Origin of the sequence: Marinobacter sp. MBR-99 (assembly GCF_040547575.1) — a bacterium.
GTDB lineage: Bacteria > Pseudomonadota > Gammaproteobacteria > Pseudomonadales > Oleiphilaceae > Marinobacter.
In genome coordinates this window covers 70,591-93,567 of record NZ_JBEPPY010000005.1, presented here as the reverse complement: position 1 = coordinate 93,567, position 22,977 = coordinate 70,591, and the positions used below count along the sequence as shown (strand labels likewise).

The window sequence follows — 22,977 nt, the reverse complement described above, 5'->3', positions numbered from 1 at the left end:
GCTGAGCACGATTACCCCTGCAGCGGTTCCGGTTCTTCACCATGGCGCCGGGCCCGCCATTCCCGGAACTGCTCCAGCCACGATAACAAGGCTGGTATCACCAGCAACACCAGGAACGTGGACAACCCCAGGCCAAAGGCAATGGACGTCGCCATGGGGATCAGGAACTGCGCCTGCAGGGAGGTTTCAAACAACAGTGGCAACAAACCACCTATGGTGGTCAGGGAAGTCAGAAGGACGGCTCTAACCCGCTGCACGGCCGCCTCATTGAGGGCATCGGTAATACCCAGTCCTTTCTGACGCTGCTGGTTGTAGAACGAGACCAGAATAATCGCGTTGTTGACCACAATACCGGACAAGCCAAACAGCCCGAACAGCGACAGGATGGTCAGTTGCAAGCCCATTAGCCAATGCCCCAGCAGGGCACCGACCAGGGCAAAGGGAATGATCGCCATGACGATCAGCGGCAGGCTCCAGGAAGCGAACACCCAGGCCAGCACCACGTACATCAACGCGACCCCGATCATCAAACCCGTCTTCATGTCGTCCATGGTTTCGCGCTGGTCAGCGGAGCGGCCCTCAAAGCTGTAGCGCACGCCATGACGACTGGCAATGTCCGGCAGGGCGCCGGCCTGCAGGCTTTCCAGGACCTGATCGGTGGTGGCGACTCGGGTATTCAGGGCCGAAGTGACTTCCACCGCCAGCTTGCCATCGGCATGGCGCAGGGCCTGGAAGCCCTGGCGGTGGTCCAGGTTCATCACCTGGGTCAGCGGCACAAAGCGGCCATCGGGAATTCGTACGGTCAGTTGCTCCAGGGTGGAATAACGCTCCCTCTGATCCCTGGGGAGCTGGACCCGTACTTCGATCTCGTCACGACCGTCCTGGTAGATCTGGGCTATACGGCCATCGAATGCGGCCCGCAACTGGCGGCCCAGATCAACGGTGGTCAGGCCCAGGGCCTCGCCGTAGGCGCTGACCTGATAGATCAGCTGCTCCCGGCCCCAGGGCATGTCATCTTCGACATCCAGCACACCGGGCAGGGTACTGAGCGCCTGGGCCACTTCCTCTGCCGCGCGCTTGAGGTTTTCGGCACTGTCACCGGTCAGGCGGATATTCACATCCCGCCCCGGCGGCCCGGCCTGACGTTCGCTGATATTGAGCGAATCCAGACCGGCGGGTAGCGATAGCCGCTGGCGCCATTGTTCAATGAACTCCGGGTTACGGACATCCCGGCGGTCTGAGGGCACCAGTTCCACCAACATGGAACCCAGCTCATCATCGTTACGGGAGCTGCCCTCAGCACCCTGAGTGGCACCGTAGGTGGTCACTGCATGGAGAATCAGGTCGCCGCCCAGCGCCTGCTCTGTTTCATTCAGCGTGCGTTGCATATCGCGCATGAACTCTGCCACTACACGCTTGTCCGTGCCGGCGACGAAACTGGCATTGGCGTAGAACACCGAGGGTTCGGGTGTCGGAAAGAAATTGAAGCCCAGGCGACCACCGGCCAGCAGACCGACGGTGACGATTGCCAGAGCCAGCGCGCTGGCCACTGTTACGCCGCGGTGTTTCAGGCTGTACCGGGAAAAACGCCGGAAAGGGCCATCACGAAACGCATCGAAACGGCGCTCAAAGCCGTTGCGCAATCGGGTGACCGGGTTTGCCCGAGGTCTGACTGTCGCAGGCTTACCGGCAACGCCGGCTTTGCGTTTGAAGGCGTGGCGCAAGTGCGCCGGCAGCACAATGAAACATTCAACCAATGAGGCAATCAGCACACAGATCATCACCAGGGGAATGTCGCCCAGGATGTTGCCGATCACGCCACCTACCACCAGTAACGGCATAAACGCTGCCACGGTGGTCAAAGAAGAGGCAAGCACCGGCCAGACCATCCGTTTGGCGGCCCCCTCGGAGGCGTGAATGGATTCCTCTCCCATGCGGGCGTGGGCGTCGGCGTCTTCCCCCACCACAATGGCGTCATCCACAATGACCCCCAGCGCCATGATCAGGGCAAACAGAGAAATCATGTTGATCGAGCCACCGATCAGCCAGAGCACAGCCAACGCCGCCAAAAATGCGGTGGGAATCCCGATTGCCACCCACATGGCGACTCGCCCCGGCAGGAACAGGTACAGCAACCCAACCACAAGCACCAGACCACCCAGACCATTATTGACCAACAGGGAAATACGGTCCTGCAGCAACTGCCAGGTTTCGTCATACACTTCCATCTTGATGGACGCCGGCAGCACCGGCCGGGTATCCTCCAGCCAGGTTTCCAGAACCTTGGCGGCGGCGAGGGAGTTGCCGTTTTCCGCCCGCTGCAGTTGCAGCTCAACGGCGGGCAAGCCCTCGTTCTCCATCACCGTCTGGTTATCCCTGGCTTCCTGGCGGATGATGGCGATATCCCCCAGCTGCATTCGCACCCGGTCACCGCTCAGCACAGGAATGGTCTCGAACGCCTGAGGGCTTCGCCTCTGTTCCACCGAACGCAATTCCCGGGTGGCGTCCTGCTGGGCCATCATGCCCGCTGGCAGGTCCCGCGATAACGAGGCTACCCTGTCGGCAATCTGTTCCAATGACAGTCCGAGGGGCTCCAGCCGCTCTAGCGGCACATCAATACTGATCTGCTGTTCAGGCAGGCCACGAATGGCAATACGATCAATACCGCGATCAAGCAGCTCGTCCTCAAAGCGGTATACCAGGCTGCGCAGCTCGCTCCGGTCCACCTCACCATAAATCAGCAGTCGGGCCACCGGCTCGTAGCGCTCTAACCGCGCCACCTGAGGCTCTTCTGCATCGGCGGGGAAGTTGTTGAACTCATCCACCTGCTGACGAACATCGTCCACCGCCTGGATGGGGTCTGTTCCCTCGTGGAATTCCAGGGTGATAGACGAAATACCCTGGGCCGAGGTGGAGGTCATTTTCTTCAGGCCATCGACGCTGCGCAGCCGCTGTTCCAGGGGATCGGTGATGCCCCTTTCAACATCCTCCGCAGACGCGCCGCTCCACACCACCCGCACGCTGACAACATCCAGGGCGAAGGTGGGGAAAAACTGGATATTCATCCGGCTGAGGGCCAGCACACCGCCCAGGATCATCACCAGCATAACCAGGTTGCCAGCTACCCGATGGTGTACAAAGAAACCGATGACACCCTTTCTGCGCCTCACTCTGATGACTCCCCGTTGTTGCCCGCCACTTCAACTCTCAGGCCAGTCATGGCATTGGGAAGATGGGTAGTGATCAGCCGGGCGCCGGGCGTTAACGAGTCGCCGGCGATGAGTAACCGGCGTTCTCCATTAGTGGCTATGGCCTCGCCAATCCGCTCTATCTGCACCCGCTGCATGCGCTGATCATCGGTCATCAGATAAACGCTGTCTGCGCCGTACAGGGCACTGAATGGAACCTCTACAGCTCGCTCTCGTGCTGGTCGCTCCAGCATCAGAGGCAACAAGGCTCCGGGGCGCAAGCCGACTGACTTTTCCTTCATCACCAAAACAGCTTCGGTACCGGCGGGGTCTGAAAGCCCGGCAAAGCGGCTCAGGAAAAATTGATGCTCCCGGTCCCTGGTATAGGCGTTCAGTGATTCTCCCCGATCCAGCGCCCCGATCAGTTCCCGCTGGAATACTTCGGGCACTCGGGCGCGCACTTCCAAGCCCGCCAGCGGGTATACTGACAACAGCGACTGGTTACGGGATACCTGATCACCCACTGCCACCTGCACGTTGGTGACCACGCCATCAAACGGGGCAACAACCCGGGCCCGTTCGCTGTCTCTCTCAGTTGCTGCCAGATTTGCTTCAGCTTGCAACAACCTGGCCTGCAGGCTTTGCAGCCGTGCGGGGTGTTCATCGATTGCGCGCTCACGGCTACTGACGGTCAATTCCGCCCGCGCCAAGGCATCCGTTGCCGCCTCTAGGTTCTCCCGGGACGCCAGGTTACGGCCCACCAGTGACTCAATCCGTTCAAACTGCCGACGGGCGTTGTCCACAATGGCCTGCTCGCTGACCAGTGCCCGCTGGTCGTTGCGGTGGCGCACCTGCTCGGAGCGGATCTGGGCCTGCAGGTCTTCCACCTGAGCTCTGGCCTGGGCCAGGGCTGGCTCAATATCTGCGTCATCCAAGGCCAACAATAGGTCTCCCTGGCGCACACGCCTGCCTTCCGCGGCTGGCCGTTCGGCAATGCGTCCCGCCAGGGTGGCGGTCACGGTTTGCTGATCAGGCGCCACGACCTCCCCATAGAGCGGAAGCACCGGCACCCGGGTTCCCGGAACCACCGGCTGTACCTGCACCTGCCAACTGCGCTCTGAGGCAGAGACTTCAGGTGGTTGAGGCCGCGTCGCCTTCAACAACAGAAAGCCTGCAACGCCAATGGCCACGATGAGGAGGGGAATCAGACGCTTGTACATGGGCAAATTTCACGCTTGGAGTGGAAAGGTCGCATCACTGCGCTAAAACTACTATACAATTTCCGACATCAATCGGATTGTTGCCAGGCTACGACAAATGCTCACAGCCTGCTTGCCGCGCACGCTCAACCGGGAGTTCCGTTCCTTGGAAATCATGCACGACACCCTCTTGAACGTAACGCTACTGAACACTGCACTGGTCTGTATCGTGGTCGGTATTCACAATGAGACGCTGCTTCGCCTGAGCAGCCTCCTCGGCAAAATGCGCAGAAGTCACCACTTCCGTCTGATTGTGGCGGTGCTCGGCTGCCTGACCGCCCACGCCGCAGAGGTCTGGATTTTCGCCACGGCGTTTTACCTCATGCATCACGCTGAAGGTTGGGGCGAGCTGGCGGGCAACTTTGACGGCAGCCTGATGACCACCGTCTACTTTTCGTTTACCACGTTCACCACCCTCGGTTACGGCGATATCGAGGCCCTCGGGCCACTCCGCCACCTGACCGGAATTGAGGCGCTCACCGGATTCCTTCTAATTACCTGGAGTGCCTCGTTCCTGTTCCTGGAGATGCAGCGCTACTGGCCGACCCGGTAGAGACCATGGCCCGCTATCCAGTCCCATTAAGCTCCAGGGGAAGTATCAAGCGTAACCCGCCTTTCTGCTCAGGATTGCGGGTTGTTTTCCTGCGCCTGAGCCGATCCATCGGCCGGGGACTCCATTTCGGCCCTTAACCCTTCGTCGCCCAGATGATCATTCTCTGCCAGCAGGCGCAGCAAGCGTTCCCGGGTCATCGCTTCATGCAGCTCAATCTGCCGCTGCTCGTTACGTAGCGACTTCAACAAGGCAACTGCCATAAAGATCATCAGCACCATGAACGGGAATGCCGCCAGAATCGATATTGTCTGCAACGCTTCCAGACCGCCACTGAGCAACAATACCCCGGCCACAGACACCTGCACTATGCCCCAGGTCAAGCGGGACCAGCGTTTCGGGTTCAGCACCCCTTTACTGGTAAACATACCCAGAACAAAAGTAGCCGAGTTGGCGGAAGTAATCACAAACAGCACGATCAGCACCAGCATCAGGCCGCCAATAACGGCGGTGCCCGGCAGGTAGTCCAGCGTGGCGAACAGGGCCGAGCTCATCTCCGCCAGTACGGCATCACCCAGGGCGGCCCCCTCAAACAGCTCGAAATACAACGCGGAGCCGCCAAAGGTGGAGAACCAGACAATGCTAAGCAACACCGGCATGCCTATCACCCCGAACACAAACTCCCGGATGGTTCGACCCCGGGAAATCCGGGCAATAAAGCTGCCGACAAAGGGTGCCCAGGACAACCCCCAGGCCCAGTAAAAGATGGTCCATCGCTCCACCCAGTCATCTCCGGTGTAGGGCGTCATCACCAGACTCATGCCGACCATGTTGGCGAAATAGTCACCAATGGCATTGGTCATGGCAGCGGTGATGAAATCGGTCGGTCCCATAAAGAACACAAACACCAGCAACCCCGCCGCCAGCAGCATGTTGGCGTCACTCACATAGCGAATCCCGCTCTCCAGCGGCGCCAGGGAACAGAGCAGGAACACAACCGCAACGCCGGCAAGAATGAACAGTTGTTGGGTAACGCCGAACGCGGTACCGGCCACAGCACCCAAACCACTGTTAATCTGGATAACCCCCAGGCCGAGGGTGGTTGCCACCCCGAACACGGTGGAGACAACAGCCAGGATATTGATGGAATGCCCGATACCCGAGTCGACCCGATTACCCAGAGTGGAGCGGAAGGCTTCACTGATCAAACCCGGGCGTTGCAGGCGGAAGCGCACATAGGCAATGGCCAGACCCACCAGGGCAAAGTTGGCCCACTGGTGAAAGCCCCAGTGAAACAAGGAATACCGCATCGCCATGCTCGCGGCCTGTGGGCCACGAGGCTCAGCCGAGTCAAACGGGGGCGCCACAAAATGGCTCATGGGCTCGGCCACCGCCCAGAACACCAGGCCAACCCCCATCCCGGCGGAAAAGATCATGCCCAGCCAGGTCAGATAGGAGAACTCCGGTGCCTCACCATCGGCACCCAGGCGAATCTTGCCGTAATTGCCAGCGGCGACGGCAATACAGAACACCAGAAATCCCGAGGTCGCAAACAGATACAACCAGCCGAAGTGCAGGGTGGTGAATTCCAGCGCCTCGTGGGCGTACCGTGACAACTCGGCAGGCATCAGGCCCCCGGCCACCACGAACAGAACCAGCAGAACGAAAGAACAGTAGAACACCCAGCCGGGCCGATGACTCATAACAAACCTGATATTCCGGTGACTTTAGGAACGAAAACGCTTTCATTCTAGCCGCATCCGCACGGCCATTCCGAATCCCCGGCCGGGGCATCAAAAAAAGCCCCGGGCAGATTCGTCATCTACCCGGGGCACAATGTCACCCGCCGGCTATGAGAAGCGGGCAACCGCCATAAGCGTTTCTACCAGCGCGCGGTCAGCGCGGCACGCAGGGTGCGACCGGGTTCGTTGACCCTGAAAACACCGCTGTCGGCAAGGTTGTCCTTACTGACGTGATACGCCCAGGTGTTGTCAAACAGATTATCCACCGCCCAGGTAAAGCTCAGGTTCGCCACCAGCGGATGGGTTCCCGACAGATTGAACACGCCATAACCCGGTGAGGTGCTTGGGTCCAGGCCGGACTCCAGATCCACCCGATCCTGCCGGCGAGCCAGTTGCCACTCGGCCTCCAGGGTGTGCCCCTGATAATGCCAGCCCAAGGTCTGGATAAACTGGATCGGCGGAATTCTCGGCAGGGCCTTGTCCGCATCGCGATTTTCTCCGCGAACGGAGGCCAGCTTGCTACTGGTACTCCAGGTGCCGTTGCTCCAGCCAACCAGACCTTCCACACCCAGTAATCGAGCATCGATGTTGGCGTACCGGGTATCCACCGTGCCGTCTGGATTGCGGGTATCAAATCGATAAACATAGTCTTCTACCTGGTCCACCCAGACCGCCGGCCGCCAGCTCCAGTTGCCATAACGGCCAGACAGGCTCACGTCCAGCTTGTTGTGCTTTTCGGTTTCCAGATCCGGATTACCAATCCAGGAGCCTCGCATCGTTCTCTGGGCAACGTAGCGCTCGTTCACGCTGGGGGAGCGAACACTATGCGAAGCGGTGGCTTCCAGGGTGTTGATCGGAGACAGTCGCCACTCGCCGGTGACAAAGCCACTGACATTGTTATCGTCGGCCTTGGTGTCCGTCACGCCATAGGCGCTCATATACAGCATGGCAGGGGTCATGGTCATGGGCGCCCCGGGCATCATCCGGAAGCTGTCTCCGGCGCGAGTGGCATCCATTTCAACCCGGTCATAGCGGATACCGGCACCCAGGCGGGTATTGACCCGAATCCGGTGAAATGCCTCCACGAAGACACCAACACGGTCCCGCTCCACACCCGGCCACATCAACGACGCCGGGTTGTCCAGATTCATGCCGTTGTACATGGTGGCATCCCACTCATTAGTTTCCACGTCCAACCCAATGGCGATGTCTTTGGTAAAGTTGATGGTCTGATCCAGCACCAGACGGGCACCCTGGGTGCGGGTTTGCGAGCCGGTCTGCATTTTCATGGCAGACTCCCGCAGGCTGAAGTTATCCATCACATGGTCCACGTCTGCCTGCCAGGCCATCAGGCTCCAGCCACCCTCGGCCACCGGTGCGCCGATTTCCAGTCTATAGAGGTCAGTATCGGTTTTTGGCGCATCCATGCCACGGCCCGGGAACTTCACATCCCGCTCTTCCTGACGGCTGACCAGGCCTTTGATATAAAAGCCGTTGTCTGCGGTCCAGGCAGCATCCACCCGGCCCTCCGTGTTCTCATAGGAACTGCGAACCTTGTTGCCGTCGCCGTCCTCATAATCGTTGGCTTCGTCATAGCCTGCGGCCATCCGCAGGTAGGAGGCCTTACTACCAACCGCGACACTGCCATTCACCAGCTTGCCATCGCCATTATCCGCACCGCCCAAGGTGAGATGGCCCGTGGTGAGATTCTCGCCGGAAAATTCCGGAGCCGCCGTGGTCGCCACCACCTGCCCCCCGGCAATCGGCCCCCAGCGCAGGGTGCGATTACCGGTGCGCACCTCCAGCACCGGCGCCAGTGACGTGCTCAATCGACTGGTGGGCGGGTCCATACGGCTTGGGCAGGCACCTTCAACCCGCATGCCATCCAGCAGCACGTCTACCCGTTCCTCATTCTGGCCTCGAATCACCGGGTCAAGGCCCCGCCCTCCCATTCGAGACAGCGACACCGACGCGCTGCCCGACAACCGCTGCACCGGCTCCGAATGCACGGCGGCAGCCGAAAGCCTTGCCGCCTCTGCGGATTGCCCCTCCGTCACCCGTATCAGTAACGAATCTTCTCCTTCCATCTGGGCGTGAACGGCAGGGGTGAGGGTAAAACCAGCCAACACCAGGCTGATACTGCGAGCCAGACGTTTCTTGAGCATGCAGGGCGTTCCTTGTAACGGCGCGGTTTGATAAAGAGGAATAACGAATGTCGGAAATTCTAACGGGCGACAACACGCCTGGCTTGGGACACAATGCCGCACCCCGTTGGAGATACCCCTAAGGGTGAGGTTTGAATAAATTTTACCCGGCCATCTTGCCAACTTATGCGCCAATGTGGTGCAATCACTGCCCTTTTTTTGGGCAACCGCTTTTCGGCGGTTTTCAATACGCGTATTCCGAGGGCCTTGCCATGACAGTTAAACTCGACGAAAAACTCGAACCGATTTTCCAGGACGTTCTGCACCGTAACCCGGGCGAGAGCGAATTCCACCAGGCGGTTCACGAAGTTCTGGAAACCCTCGGGCCGGTTCTGGTGAAGTACCCGGAGTTTGCCGACAAGAAGATCATCCAGCGTATCTGTGAGCCCGAGCGCCAGATCATCTTCCGTGTGCCATGGCAGGACGACCGCGGCGAGATTCATATCAACCGCGCCTTCCGCGTTGAATTCAACAGCGCCCTGGGGCCCTATAAAGGTGGCATGCGCTTCCACCCGTCCGTGTACCTCGGCATCATCAAGTTCCTGGGCTTTGAACAGATTTTCAAGAACGCCCTGACCGGCCTGCCCATTGGCGGCGGTAAAGGCGGCAGTGACTTTGACCCCAAGGGCAAGTCCGACGACGAGATCATGCGTTTCTGCCAGAGTATGATGACCGAGCTGTACCGCCACCTGGGCGAGTACACCGACGTACCTGCCGGCGACATCGGCGTAGGTGGTCGTGAGATTGGTTACCTGTTCGGCCAGTACAAGCGCATCACCAACCGTTACGAATCCGGCGTGTTTACCGGCAAAGGCCTGGACTGGGGCGGCAGCCGCGCCCGTACTGAAGCCACCGGCTACGGCACGGTGTTCTTCACCCACGAAATGCTGAAAGCCCGTGGTGACTCGCTGGAAGGCAAAACCGTGGTGGTTTCCGGTTCCGGCAACGTGGCCATTTACGCCATCGAGAAAGCCCACGAGCTGGGCGCCAAGGTCATTGCCTGCTCCGATTCCCAGGGCATGATTGTTCATGAGAAGGGCATCGACCTGCAGACCCTGAAACGCATCAAGGAAGTGGAGCGTCGCCGGATCAGCGCCTACACTGAGTTCCATAAAGACGCCAAGTACGTGGAAGATGGCAACATCTGGAGTGTTCCGTGCGATGTGGCGCTGCCCTGCGCCACCCAGAACGAGCTGAACGGTAAAGATGCCAAGACCCTGGTTGAGAATGGCTGTATCGCCGTCGCTGAAGGCGCCAATATGCCGACTACGCCTGAAGGCATTATCGTGTTCCAGGATGCCAAGATTGCCTATGGCCCTGGCAAGGCCGCCAACGCCGGCGGTGTTGCCACGTCCGCCCTGGAAATGCAGCAGAACGCCAGCCGCGACTCCTGGACTTTCGATTACACCCAGAAGCGCCTTGAGGAAATCATGATCGATATCCACAAGAACTGTTATGAAACTGCCGCCGAGTTCGGTGCCGAGGGCAACTACGTGCTGGGTGCCAACGTCAACGGCTTCCTGCGCGTTGCCAAGGCGATGAACGCCATGGGTGTTATCTGATCCGGCCATGAGCAGCAACGAACCTCTCCAGCCTGATGACCGGGTTTCCACCGGTCTGAGCGGTTTGGATGAGGTTCTGGATGGCCTTCGAATCGGCGATAACGTGGTCTGGCGGGTGTCCGACCTGAACGACTATCGCCGATTTGTTCTTCCCTTCGTAGACGCCGCTTCTGACGCCGGTCGGCAGATAATCTACCTCCGCTTTGGCGACCATGCCCCGATTATCCAGGACCACCCGTCGGTTCGAACCATCACCATCGACGCCCTCGGTGGCTTTGAAAGCTTTACCAGCCGGGTTTGGCACCTGATCGAACAGCATGGCCGTGGCGCCTTCTATGTCTGCGACAGCCTGAGCGATCTGCTCAACGCCTGGGCAACCGATGCCATGGTCGGTAATTTCTTCCGGGTGGTGTGTCCGTTTCTGTTTGAACTGGACACCGTGGCCTGGTTTGCCCTGCACCCGGAGCGACACTCCCGGCGCACCCTCGACCGGATTCGCCAGACCACGCAGGTGATGATTGACGTGCATCGCCACGGCAATGACGTGCAGATTCATCCGATCAAGGCCTGGCGCCGGCAATCACCCACCATGTTCCTGCCGCACCGGGAGCATCGAGGCCAGTTCCAGCCCATCACCGACAGCAGCGATGCCACCCGCCTGCAGGCCAGCCTGGAACTTGAACACCTGCACCGCCAGCCCCTGTTGGACTACTGGGACAGGCTGTTTCAGGAAGCCAGCCGGGCATTGTCTGAGCACGATAATGCCTGCATAGAAGAGCTACAGGAGCAGGTGCTGCAGGTAATGATCAGCCGCGATTCCCGGATACTGGAGCTGGCACGGCGTTACCTGTCACTGGAAGATTTGCTGGGCATTCGCAGCCGCCTGGTCGGCAGCGGCTACATTGGCGGCAAGGCCACCGGCATGCTGATTGCCCGTAATATTCTGCTGAAAGACGCCGCTGAACAGTGGCAGAGCCAGCTGGAACCCCATGACTCCAGTTATCTCGGCACTGATGCCTATTACGCTTTTCTGGTCCATAACGGGCTCTGGCCGGCGATCATGCGACAACGCTCCGGGGCGGGCTACCTGAGTGAAGCGCCCGCGCTCAGAGCCGCCATTCTGGCCGGCGAGTTTCCAGACGAGATACAGGCGGAGCTGGAGCGACTTCTGGACCATTACGGCCAGTACCCCATCCTGGTGCGCTCCTCAAGCCTGCAGGAAGACGGTTTTGGCAACGCCTTTGCCGGCAAATACGAAAGCGTGTTCCTGGTTAACCAGGGGGCACCGGAACAACGGCTGGCGGCACTGGAAGACGCTATCCGCCAGGTGTATGCCTCTTCTATGAGCGAAGATGCCCTGGTGTACCGGAAACAACGGGGCCTGGACCAGCGGGAAGAGCCCATGGCGCTGCTGATTCAGCGGGTGAACGGTCGTTTTCACGGCCGCTATTATCTGCCGGATGCCGCCGGCGTGGGCGTATCCCGCAACACCTTTGCCTGGGACAGCAACATGGACCCGGAAGCCGGCATGGTAAGACTGGTGATGGGCCTGGGCACCCGTGCGGTCGACCGCATTGAAGGCGACCATGCCTGTGTTATGGCACTGGACCACCCCATGCGCCAGCCGTTTCGCAACCAGGACGAAACCTACCGTTATTCCCAGCACCTGGTGGATTTGCTCGACCTTCAGGAGGGAACACTCGATACCCGGCCCCTGAGCCAGTTGCTGGAAACCACCAATGATCTCCCTATGGCTCATCTGGCCGAGGTGGACCGGGCCGCCACCAACCGGGCCGAACAGATTGGCTTGCAGGGCCCGGTGTGGCGGCTGACCTTCCGCCCATTGGTGCGGCGCACTGCGTTTATCAGCCGGTTGTCGCATCTGCTGCAAACTCTGGAGGCGGGCTACCGGCACCCGGTGGATGTGGAATTCACCCTGCATCTGGACCAGCAGGGCAACCCCGCCTTCAACCTGGTGCAATGCCGCCCGCTGGCGACGATCGGAGAGACCGGGCCGGTAGCGATACCCGACAACCTGCCAGAGGGCAACTTGCTGTTCAGAACCCGGGGCCACTTCATGGGCGGCAACATCAACCTGGCCATCGAACGGGTAATCCGGGTGGACGCATCGGTTTACGCAGGGCTGTCCACCAGCCAGCGTTTCGACGTTGCACGCCGTGTCGGCGAAGCTGTCCGTGCGTCTTGTGCTCCCACCCTGCTGATCGGCCCGGGCCGCTGGGGCACCAGCAGCCCGGATCTTGGCGTTCCGGTTCGCTTTGCTGACATTGCCGGGGTCGCCGCCCTGGTCGAGGTCTCAGAAAAGGCTGGCGAGATGGTGCCAGACCTGTCCTACGGCTCGCACTTTTTCCAGGACCTGGTGGAAACCGGCATCGCCTACGCCGCGCTATTCCCAGACAGCCAGCAATGCCGGTATTACCCTGAGCGCCTGCCTACGCCGCCGATGTCCAGCAGCGCCGAATCTGCCGTCAACCGGGCTGTTCAGGTGCATGATCTGCAGGCGCAACACCTGCAACTGACCGGTGATGTGGTGCGCCAGCAACTGGTCTGTTATTTCACCGATTGACCCGCCTCAAACCAACGTCGTTTTCACCACCATGGCCGATGGCATGCTGCTAGAATGCCGCCTATGGAATGGCTCACACACTCTCAAACCGGTTTTCGCCAGGCCGCCCGTTATCTTCTGGGTATGCGGCTGGCCGTTATCGCTACGCAACTGGTCGCGATTGCTGTTGCTGAAACCACCGTAACACTCGCCCATCGAGCCGAAGCCCTGATCCTCAGCCTGCTCTATGGCGTTCTGGCCACTTTGGCCTGGCTGTGGTTCAGTCGTAAGCCCCCCGAAGCATTCTTACCGGTGAGCCTGACACTGGCCACAGATCTGTTCGTGATCGGCCTTTGGCTGTACTTCACCGGCGGCTACACCAACCCCTTGGTGTCGTTGCTTTTGTTGCCCATTGCCGTCGCAATCATTCTTGTCCCCAGCCGCCAGAGCATTGTTCTTACCATCTTCGGCGTTGCGGTGTACACGGCGCTGGTGCTCTGGCACACCCCGGTCATGCACGATCACCACTCGGCCGACCTGGCCCAATTGCACCTGGTGGGTATGTGGGTGACTTTTGCCCTGACCGCCGCCATTCTGCTACTGGTGGTTGGCACCCTTGCCCGCAGACTTCGCCTGCAGCAAACCCAGCTCTCGCAGTTTCGGGAAAACCGCCTGCGAGATGAACAAATCATCGCCCTCGGCCTGTCGGCGGCCGCCGTTGCCCACCGGTTAGGTACCCCGCTGAACACCATGACCCTGTTACTGGACGAAATCCGTTCCCACACCGAAGGCCAGGCCTCCATAGCACTGACTGAAGATCTCGACCTGATGGGGCAGCAGTTGAACCTGTGCGGTCAACATCTGCAACAACTGACCAAGGCGGCAATTGAAGCCCGCAATGCGCAACTGGAAGTGCTGACGGTCAAGAACTGGCTCGCCAGGCTACGGGAATCGGCCACCTTGTTGTGGCCGTCAGGGCCGGTTCAATGGCCGGGCACCCACCCCGACGTCTCGGTAGCCGTGGATGCCACTCTGGACCAGGCGGTGCTCAACCTGCTGGCAAACGCCCTGACAGCCAGCCCGTCCTGGGTCGCCGTCAGAAGCCAGCTGTCGGAATCCGGTCAGGTGGAGGTGATTGTCGAGGACCAGGGGGACGGCCTGGAAACTGCCCTTCAAGGTACGCCGGGTGAGGAGATCGTCGATTCCCGTCACGGCCTGGGAGTCGGGCTGTTCCTTTCAAACGCCACAATCCAGCGGCTCGGCGGCAATCTTCGGGCCAGGACCAGCGAAACAGGCACCACCATGGTGATCGATTTACCGGTTGCCCGGCCCCAAGGCGAGGAGACACCACCATGACACCACAGGAACCCTGGCTGCTGATCGACGATGACCAGGCGTTTCTCCAGGTGCTGGCCCGCTCGCTGTCTCGCCAGGGCATTGAAACACTCTGCGCCAGCGATGCTGACAGTGCTCTGGAGGCTATCCGTACCCGGGCGATAAACCGCTGTGTGCTGGATCTGAACCTGGCCGGCGAAAGTGGCCTGCAGTTGCTGCCGGAGTTGCTGGAACACAACTCCGAACTGGATATCCTGGTGCTGACCGGTTACGGCAGTATTGCCACGGCGGTGGAAGCCATGCGCCGCGGCGCCGCCAACTACCTGTGCAAGCCGGTTACCGTGAACCAGTTGATGAATGGTTTTGAGCCGCTGGACGCACCACCGGAGCTGAGGCCGGAACCGCCGTCTGTGGAAGAGATGGAATGGGAACACATACAGCGGGTGCTGAATGCCAACGATGGCAACATTTCCGCAACCGCACGATCCCTGAATATGCACAGGCGCACCCTGCAACGCAAACTTCAGAAACATTCCCGCTGGCGACAATGATGACGCGCCCCTCTCGTTACCATTCAAACCTTGCTTTTATTTGACATCAATCAATCGGGCACCGCTTTGGTCGAATGTCTTTACAGGCCAGATACGGTAGCATCGTGCGCCGCTGTGAGATTGCAATAAACGGATGTGATCAATCTGACGGCTTTTACGGACGTACAAATAATCAGCAGGCGATAAACTCAGCGTGTTGTCTCACAGGGAGAAGAGAAAGCCTTTAACCACCGATAGCCGGATTATCCGACACATGTCGAAAGCACCTGTACCTTGCCCAACTCCCACCGGAATCGATGCCGAGCGCCTGGCCCTTGTTGCCACCGCCACTCGTAACATGGTGCTGATACTGGATGCGGCTGGCTGCATAGAATGGGTGAACACCGCTTTCGAACAGCATACCGGTTTCACCCTTGACGCCGTGACCGGCAAACACCCTGGCGACGTCCTGCACGGCCAGGATACTGACCCTGAAACTGTCCGGCGCATCCGCCAACAGCTGCACAGGGGTGAAGTGTTCGAAGAAGACATTCTCAATTACACCGCCGATGGCAGCCCCTACTGGGTGCACACCTATTGCATGCCCGTGGGCGAGAGCGAGGGTGTTAAGCCCGGCTTCGTGGTCATCCAGACCAATATCTCCGATCGCAAGAACAGTGAGCGCGGCCTGCGCATTGCCGCCAGCGTGTTTGATCGCAGCCATGAAGCCATCGTGATCACCGATCATTTCAATCGCATCATCGATGTGAACCCGGCGTTCTCCCGGATCACCGGCTATAGCCGGCCGGAAGTGCTTGGGTTGAATCCGTCCATCCTCAGCTCCGGTCGCCACTCCCAAGAATACTATCAGTCCATGTGGACATCGATTGAGAAGACGGATCACTGGCGGGGCGAAATCTGGAACCGGCGAAAGAATGGTGAGGAATACATTGAACTGCTGTCGATCAGCCGGGTGCATCTCGAGGAGCCTGGCCGTTATTTTCATGTGGCCGCCTTCTCCGACATCACCGCACTGAAAAATCATGCCAAAGAGCTGGATCGGGCAGCCAACTATGACGACCTGACCGGCCTGCCTAACCGCCAGTTACTGGAAGAGCGTCTGCGCTCTGCCAAGGCCCATGCTGATCGCCAGAAACATTCTCTGGCCATCTGCTATCTGGACCTCGACGGTTTCAAAACCATCAACGACGAGTTCGGTCACGACATTGGCGACCAGGCGCTCAAAACCATTGCTGAACGACTGACCAGCACTCTGCGCAGCGGCGACACCGTGGCCCGCATCGGTGGTGACGAATTTGTGTTACTGCTGCAGAGCGACAACTCTGACTCGGTCTATTCCCGCATTCTGGCAGCCGTCAACGAGCCACTTCAGGCTGACAGTAACGACCTTCAGATTACCTCCAGCCTGGGCGTGACGCTCTATCCCGAAGACCACACCGACGCCGAGGGCCTGATTCGCCATGCCGACCAGGCCATGTATGCCGCCAAGGAAAAAGGCCGGAACCAGTTCCACATCTTTGACCCGGGTCTGGACGCCCATCGTCGGCAGCGACGCCATCAGCTGATGCAGATTTCCCATGCGCTGGAGAATGAAGAGTTTGAACTCTACTTCCAGCCCCAGTTACGCATGGCAGACGGCCAGGTGATCGGATTCGAAGCATTAATCCGCTGGAATCATCCAGAAAAAGGCCTGATTGCCCCCGGGCAGTTTCTGCCTGCGGTCGCCAACAGCCACCTGGAAATTCCCTTGGGCCAGTGGGTACTCAAGGAAGCCATCCATCAGATGAACCTGTGGCACGAAGCCGACGAATCTCTCGCGGTCAGCATCAACATCAGTGCCCCCCACCTGATGGACCGCAGCTTCGCCGATTACCTGGAAAGCTACCTGCACAGCCACCCGGATGTCCGCCCGGAGCAGATTACACTCGAAGTGCTGGAGTCGACCGCGCTGGAAGACACCAAACGGGCCAGCAACGTGCTGGCCCGTTGCCAGTCGCTGGGGCTGCAGGTGGCATTGGACGACTTCGGCACCGGCTTTTCGTCACTGACCTACCTGCGCACCTTGCCAGTGGACGTGATCAAGATCGACCAGAGCTTTGTCCGAAACATGCTCACTGACGCCAATGACCGCGCGATTGTGGAAAGCGTGATTTTCATCGCGCAACGCTTCGACCATCCGGTTCTGGCCGAGGGCGTGGAAACTATGGAGCATGCGAGGGCACTAAAGGATATGGGCTGCAATCTGATTCAGGGCTATGGCATCGCGCGTCCTATGCCGGCAACCAAGGTGCTGCCTTGGCTGGAACAATGGCGCAACCAGACCAAGCGCCACAAAGACCTGATGCATCAGGACGTCCTGTCCGCCGGAGTCGCCGGCGGCTGATCCACGGGTTAACGGTAACGGCGCTGGTCCAGCGTGCTTAACCTGTCCGGGTGAAACACCATCAGGCCGGTCACAAACACGCCGTTCACAAAACCCTCCGGAATCATGAACAGGGGCAGGTAACGCAGGTATTCGTGCACCAGAGTCTCGAAGCTATAGACGCCGCTGGACCACAGCATCAGACACATCAGAACACCGGCGGCGGCCACCGACAGCCCGGCGCCAAAAAAACCGCAAAAGAAGATGTAGGCAAAGAAATTGCGGAAATCCCGGCGCCGCTCCCACAGCATGATGGCGTGGGAAACCAGAGCGGGCACCATCACCGTAACCAGGCCATTGGCGGCAAACATCAGAAGAGGCTCACGGCCGGTGATGACGGTGATCACCAGGGCTAACAGGCCGCTGATAACGGCCAGTGCCCAGCCAAGCATAAGGGTGATCACAGTAATACCAAAGATATGAATAGCCAGCCCGGGCGAGATACCCGCCCGCAGCTGCCAGAGAAACCCGAGCGCCACCGCCGCACCGAACAGCGTATGCTGGGTAACGCTATCTTTGCGCAGTGCCTGCCAATCTACCGAGCGCAGGGCTGCCAGCAACACCAGTACAAAGACCACCGCGGTCAGCAGCCACTGGCTGGTCGAAAGCAGATTTTCGGTCATTCCCATCAAAGTCACCGGTTAGCAAGCCATCGGATGCGCGGGGCAGTGTTTACTGATACCCCCCGGCCGGTCAATGGGATCACATGACCCGGATCACTCCAGGGCGGTCCTCCCGGTCAGGGACTGCCAGGCCTCATAGGTACTCAGATAAACGTTACCCCCGAGATGCTGGATAAGTTCGGTACCCTTCAGCCGGTCCATGACCGGTCCTTTCACTTCCGACAGGTGCAAACGCACCCCGGCATCGGTCAGCCGCTCATTGATGGTTTCCAGGCTCTCCAGGGCTGATGCGTCCACCAGATTCACTGCGGGGCAGACCAGCACCAGATCAGTCAGCTCCGGTTCCCGGGTGACCAGATCCATCACTCGCTCCTCCAGGAAACGGGCGTTGGCAAAGTACAGACTTTCATCCACCCGCAAAAAGGTCACTTTCGGGCACAGTTCCACATCGTGGCGCAGGACGTTCCGGAAGTGTTCGGTGCCCGGGACCCGACCCACAACGGCGCTGTGTGGCCGGCTGGTGCGATACAGAAACAGGCCGATCGACAGGCCCACACCGGCAATAATACCTGCCTCGACGCTGTGGCCAAGGGTCAGCAGAATAGTGGCCAGCATGGCTCCGAAATCGGTACGGGAGTAGCGGAAGGTCCGGCCCAATGCCGGCAGGTCAATCAGCGTGGCGACCGCCACAATGATCGTCGCCGCCAGGGTCGCCTGGGGCAGCCAGGCGATGGCCGGGGTCAGAAACAACGTGGCCAGGGCAATGCCGACTGCCGTGTAAGCACCCGCTGCAGGCGTCTCTGCGCCGGCATCAAAGTTCACCACCGAACGGGAGAAGCCACCGGTCACCGGCATACCACCGGAGAGCCCCGAGCCCAGATTAGCCGTGCCCAGGCCGATCAGCTCCTGGTCCGGGTCGATACGCTGGCGCCGTTTCGCGGCCAGGGTCTGGCCCACAGACACCGACTCCACAAAACCCACCACGCTGATCAGCAGCGCACTGACGGCCAATTGGGACCAGATGGCCATATCCAGAGATGGCATGGTAAATGACGGCAATCCGGCCGGCACATCCCCCACCAGGCGCACACCTTTCTCGTCCAGATTCAGCCACCAGGCAACTAGCGCCGTGACCACCACCGCCAGGATCGGAGCCATTTTGGTAAAGATATCGGCAGTTTTGTTGGCGAGGCCAAGCCGAATCATCAAAGGTTTCAGATATTGGCGGGACCACAGCAGAAACGCCAGGGCACCGCCCCCCACCAGCAAGGTGGGCACATTGGTTTGCGGCAGGGAGGCCAGCAAAGAGCCGCCGATATCCAGCAGGTTATGGCCGGACGCCTGAATACCGAACACATGTTTGAGCTGACTGGCCGCGATCACGATGCCCGAAGCTGAGATGAAGCCTGAAATGACCGGATGGCTCAGGAAGTTCGCAAGGAAACCCAGCCGCAGGACGCCCATCACCGTCAGCATCAGACCAGACATCACCGCCATCAGTACCGCACCGGCAAGGTACTCCGGGGTTCCCATGTCTGCCAGCGGCGCCAGGGCCGCTGCCGTCATCAACGAAACCACCGCCACCGGACCCACCGACAGGGTGCGGCTTGTGCCGAACACCGCATACAACACCAGCGGCAGAATACTGGCATACAGTCCAACCTGCGCCGGTAGACCCGCCAGCAGCGCATAGGCCAGCGACTGGGGAATCAGCATGACGGTGACGATCACCGCCGCGACCAGATCACTGGTCGCCTGATCACGGCTGTATTTTGGCGCCCACTGTAAAATGGGCAGATAGTGTTTGAGGTTCATACCCGACTCAGAACCGGTTGACCGGAACTTTCAGGTACACCTGCCCGTTATCCTCGGCCGGCGGCATGTGGCCCGCACGCATATTTACCTGCACCGAGGGCAGAATCAGCTTCGGCATCTCCAGGGTGGCATCCCGCTCGGTGCGCATTTTCACAAATTCCTCCTCAGAGATACCCTCGTGCACATGCACATTCGCCTCGCGCTGTTCCGCGACCGTGGTCAGGTAATGGTATTCATCACGCCCCGGCGCCTTGTAATCGTGGCAAAGGAAAATCCGGGTCTCGGCCGGCAACGACAGTACTTTCTGAATGGAGCGGTAAAGGGTGCGAGCATCGCCACCGGGAAAGTCACAGCGAGCGGTACCGTAGTCGGGCATGAACAGGGTGTCGCCAACAAAGGCGGCATCGCCAATCACATAGGTCAGGCAGGCGGGGGTGTGGCCCGGGGTGTGCAGAACCCGGCCCACCAGGTTGCCGATGGTGAAGGTGTCACCCTCTTCGAACAGCCGGCCAAACTGGCTGCCATCCCGGGCGAACTCGGCACCTGCATTGAACACTTTGCCAAAGATTTCCTGGACATCGACGATTTTCGCGCCGATACCGGTCCTTCCACCAAGCTTTTCGTGCAGGTAAGGCGCTGCCGACAGGTGGTCCGCATGCACGTGGGTTTCCATGATCCACTCGACGGTCAGGTTATTGTCCCGAACATACTGAATAATCTCGTCCGCCGAACGCACGTCTGTGCAGCCAGAGGCATAATCAAAATCCAGTACCGAGTCGAGAATGGCGCAGGCCTGGCTGTCAGGGTCACGCACCACGTAACTGAAGGTATTGGTGGGTTCGTCGAAGAAATGCTGAACAATGGGCTGTGTCATGAATTTCACCTCTGAGATCTGACGACACTCACTCTAGATATAAGGATATACTAAAACGATATATGAGGTGAAATGCTGTTTTATTATATGCGTGATAATCCCGATGCATCGACGAGGCAGTTCCGGCCACCCTGCTTGGCCTGGTAAAGGCGCTGATCTGCGAGGCCAATCAAGGCATGGGGGCTGACAGGTTCCTCTGTAAGCTCCGCCACACATGCAGAGCCGGCACTTACAGTGATCCCGAAAGTCTCGCCACCGATCACAAACTGCTCGGCCCTGACGGCCTGCATGATTCGCCCCACCAGAGGTTCAACATTCGAATCCGCCATTTCTGTGAACACCACGAGAAATTCCTCGCCACCATACCGGGACACCACATCGGTATTTCGCGTATTTGCCAGTAGCAGCTCGGCAAATCGCACCAACACCTGGTCCCCGGCCTGGTGCCCCAGATTGTCGTTAATCCGCTTGAAGTGATCGATGTCGAACATCGCCAGGCAAAACTGTTCACCATGGCGACTGCAGGTTGCCAGCACTTCATCGAGTCTCGGCATGAGGTAGCGGCGGTTATGAAGGCCGGTGAGAGGGTCCCGGATCGACTGGTTCAGCAGGTCTTCCTCCAGCCGGTTGCGCTCAAGAGCGCCGGACAGCAGGCCGGAGACGATGATCAGAAGATCTGCCATGTCCTCCCGCCAGGGCCGTTGCGACAACGAATCAACACCAAAAAAGCCCATGACCTGGCCACGTATCCAGATGGGCACACAGAACATGGAGCTGACGCCCTGAGCTTCCAGCAGGGCACGCTCATTGCTGGCTTCGGGCGGTAACCGACGGACATCTTCAATGAAAACTACCTGATTCTGGCTTTTCATCGAGTTGATCTTCGCCTGCCACCACTGGAAGTCCTCAATCGGCACGTTTTGCTGATCCGGCATCAGGGACACCACGCCCGGCGCGCACCACTCGTGGGTGTTGGTCATTGTCAGGTGATCTTGCGAAAACCGGTAGACGTAAGCCCGGTCAATGCCAAAGAAGTCTCCAATAGCCCGGAGTAACTCGTCTATGCACTCGTCGATCGAGCCAAATCCAAGCTGGATAAACTCCCCGGACAACCGGGCGATCAGCTTCTGGAAGCCTGCCTGGAACTGGAACTCCGCCTCACTGTCCCGCAGGGTCTGCTCCAAATCCTTGTAGTGCTGTATGTTGTGAAACTGGCCATACCAAAGCGTACTGCCATCGGGCTGACGTTCAGGTACCGAGTGGGCTTCAAACCATTGATAGCAGCCGTCAAGCATCCTCAGGCGAGCCCGGTAGCGCCAGGGCTCCAACGTCTGGGCCGAATACACGATGCTTTCCACCACGCCGGTCGAGTCGTCCGGGTGAATCACGGAGAATACCGCTCCGGCATCCTCATTAAGTCTTGCCGGTTCAACACCAAACAGGTCTCTAACCTGGTCGCTGACATAAGGATAACGGTGGGACTGCCCATCCGGGCTCAGCCAATAGGTAAACAGGACGCCGGGGACCCCTGACGCCAACTTCCGGAAGAAATGGGCAGGCATGCTTTCCGGCCGGCCTGCCCCGTCTTTGCTCGCCATGAACGGCCCTTCTCCCCAGCATTGCCACTCTTGCCTCCTGAAGAGTGTAGTTCAGCCCGACCGGCGCAGCGAGCTGCAATCACAGATTCTTCAGGCGGGCCCTTGCTTCTGCCCGCCGGCCTTCGTCAGCCACCTCACGGCCAGGCCTACCCCTTGCCGCCAGTACCTTCTCGAGGTAGACACGGGCGCGCTCGGGCTCACCCTGATCCAGCAGGAAATCGCCGAAAAAATAATTAGCATCGATGCCGTCGGGGTTAATAGCGAGCGACTTTTGCAGATACTTCCGCGCCTTGTCATCGTCGCCAAAACCCAGCGGCCATCCGGGCACCTGATAGTACAGGCTGCCAAGGGAGGTATAGGCTGAGCCCTCCAGGGCGACCGGATCGATTTCAAGAGCCGCCTCCAAAGACGCACGGGCATCTTTCACCAGCCTGAGAGCCCCTAACCCGCCCTTTGCGCCAGCCCAGGTACTGAGCACAATACCCTGCCAGATCAGTGGCTCGGCCCGGTCCGGATAGCGACTGACAAAGGCATCGGCTTCCTCCGCCAGCGTTTCGAATGCTTTTTCTTTTTCCTTATCCGGCATCTGGTACTGGATCTCCGCCCAGCGTTGCTGGATCTGCGACAGTTCGGTCTGCACATCCTGGGCCCATACGGGCATGGCCAGCACACCGGCCAACACCATAACCAT

15 protein-coding genes are annotated in these 22,977 nt (G+C 59.4%); 6 read left to right on the top strand and 9 right to left on the bottom strand.

Going from position 1 to position 22,977, the window contains the following annotated elements:
- Window positions 1-11: 11 nt before the first annotated feature.
- A complete protein-coding gene (locus ABIE59_RS05825; RefSeq protein WP_354445121.1) occupies window positions 12-3,170 on the bottom strand; it encodes an efflux RND transporter permease subunit in 3,159 nt (1,052 codons plus the stop codon).
- Window positions 3,167-4,408, bottom strand: coding sequence for an efflux RND transporter periplasmic adaptor subunit (locus ABIE59_RS05820; RefSeq protein ID WP_354445119.1), 1,242 nt, complete (start codon window positions 4,406-4,408; stop codon window positions 3,167-3,169). Before ABIE59_RS05820 ends, ABIE59_RS05825 begins: the two co-directional genes overlap by 4 nt.
- A 154-nt stretch (window positions 4,409-4,562) precedes the next feature.
- On the opposite strand from ABIE59_RS05820, the gene ABIE59_RS05815 reads away from it, so the two are divergent.
- Window positions 4,563-5,000, top strand: coding sequence for a potassium channel family protein (locus tag ABIE59_RS05815; RefSeq protein ID WP_354445324.1), 438 nt, complete (start codon window positions 4,563-4,565; stop codon window positions 4,998-5,000).
- Window positions 5,001-5,068: 68 nt separating this feature from the next.
- Here ABIE59_RS05815 and ABIE59_RS05810 read toward each other — a convergent pair whose 3' ends face one another.
- Both ABIE59_RS05810 and ABIE59_RS05805 read right to left on the bottom strand, forming a co-directional pair.
- Window positions 5,069-6,700: a BCCT family transporter gene (locus tag ABIE59_RS05810; RefSeq protein WP_354445117.1), complete on the bottom strand. Its 1,632-nt coding sequence runs from the start codon at window positions 6,698-6,700 to the stop codon at window positions 5,069-5,071.
- 179 nt (window positions 6,701-6,879) lie between these two features.
- Entirely contained in the window at window positions 6,880-8,904 is a 2,025-nt protein-coding gene (locus ABIE59_RS05805) for a TonB-dependent receptor domain-containing protein (RefSeq protein ID WP_354445115.1), read from the bottom strand.
- Window positions 8,905-9,155: 251 nt separating this feature from the next.
- Here ABIE59_RS05805 and gdhA point away from each other — a divergent pair, with 251 nt between their 5' ends.
- The 5 genes from gdhA (at window position 9,156) to ABIE59_RS05780 (ending at window position 17,337) form a co-directional block, all read left to right on the top strand.
- Window positions 9,156-10,505, top strand: coding sequence for an NADP-specific glutamate dehydrogenase (gene gdhA / locus ABIE59_RS05800; RefSeq protein WP_354445113.1), 1,350 nt, complete (start codon window positions 9,156-9,158; stop codon window positions 10,503-10,505).
- A gap of 7 nt (window positions 10,506-10,512) precedes the next feature.
- Window positions 10,513-13,089 (top strand): PEP/pyruvate-binding domain-containing protein, encoded by a 2,577-nt coding sequence (locus ABIE59_RS05795; protein ID WP_354445111.1) that lies wholly within the window; start codon window positions 10,513-10,515, stop codon window positions 13,087-13,089.
- A gap of 63 nt (window positions 13,090-13,152) precedes the next feature.
- On the top strand, window positions 13,153-14,424 hold the full coding sequence (locus ABIE59_RS05790) for a sensor histidine kinase (RefSeq protein ID WP_354445109.1): 1,272 nt from the start codon (window positions 13,153-13,155) through the stop codon (window positions 14,422-14,424).
- Entirely contained in the window at window positions 14,421-14,954 is a 534-nt protein-coding gene (locus ABIE59_RS05785) for a response regulator transcription factor (RefSeq protein WP_354445107.1), read from the top strand. Before ABIE59_RS05790 ends, ABIE59_RS05785 begins: the two co-directional genes overlap by 4 nt.
- 253 nt (window positions 14,955-15,207) lie before the next feature.
- Window positions 15,208-17,337, top strand: coding sequence for a sensor domain-containing protein (locus ABIE59_RS05780; RefSeq protein ID WP_354445105.1), 2,130 nt, complete (start codon window positions 15,208-15,210; stop codon window positions 17,335-17,337).
- 8 nt (window positions 17,338-17,345) lie between these two features.
- Here the strand turns inward: ABIE59_RS05780 and ABIE59_RS05775 are convergent, their stop codons facing one another.
- The 5 genes from ABIE59_RS05775 to ABIE59_RS05755 form a co-directional block, all read right to left on the bottom strand.
- The gene (locus tag ABIE59_RS05775) at window positions 17,346-18,005 is read right to left on the bottom strand and encodes an energy-coupling factor ABC transporter permease (RefSeq protein ID WP_354445103.1); all 660 of its coding nucleotides are present in this window, start codon (window positions 18,003-18,005) and stop codon (window positions 17,346-17,348) included.
- 87 nt (window positions 18,006-18,092) lie between these two features.
- The gene (locus ABIE59_RS05770; protein WP_354445101.1) at window positions 18,093-19,814 is read right to left on the bottom strand and encodes a SulP family inorganic anion transporter; all 1,722 of its coding nucleotides are present in this window, start codon (window positions 19,812-19,814) and stop codon (window positions 18,093-18,095) included.
- A gap of 7 nt (window positions 19,815-19,821) precedes the next feature.
- Window positions 19,822-20,688, bottom strand: coding sequence for an MBL fold metallo-hydrolase (locus ABIE59_RS05765; RefSeq protein ID WP_354445099.1), 867 nt, complete (start codon window positions 20,686-20,688; stop codon window positions 19,822-19,824).
- Window positions 20,689-20,771: 83 nt separating this feature from the next.
- Complete coding sequence (locus tag ABIE59_RS05760; RefSeq protein ID WP_354445097.1) at window positions 20,772-22,286, bottom strand: diguanylate cyclase; 1,515 nt, start codon at window positions 22,284-22,286, stop codon at window positions 20,772-20,774.
- A 79-nt stretch (window positions 22,287-22,365) separates the two neighbouring features.
- Complete coding sequence (locus ABIE59_RS05755) at window positions 22,366-22,977, bottom strand: tetratricopeptide repeat protein (RefSeq protein ID WP_420195694.1); 612 nt, start codon at window positions 22,975-22,977, stop codon at window positions 22,366-22,368.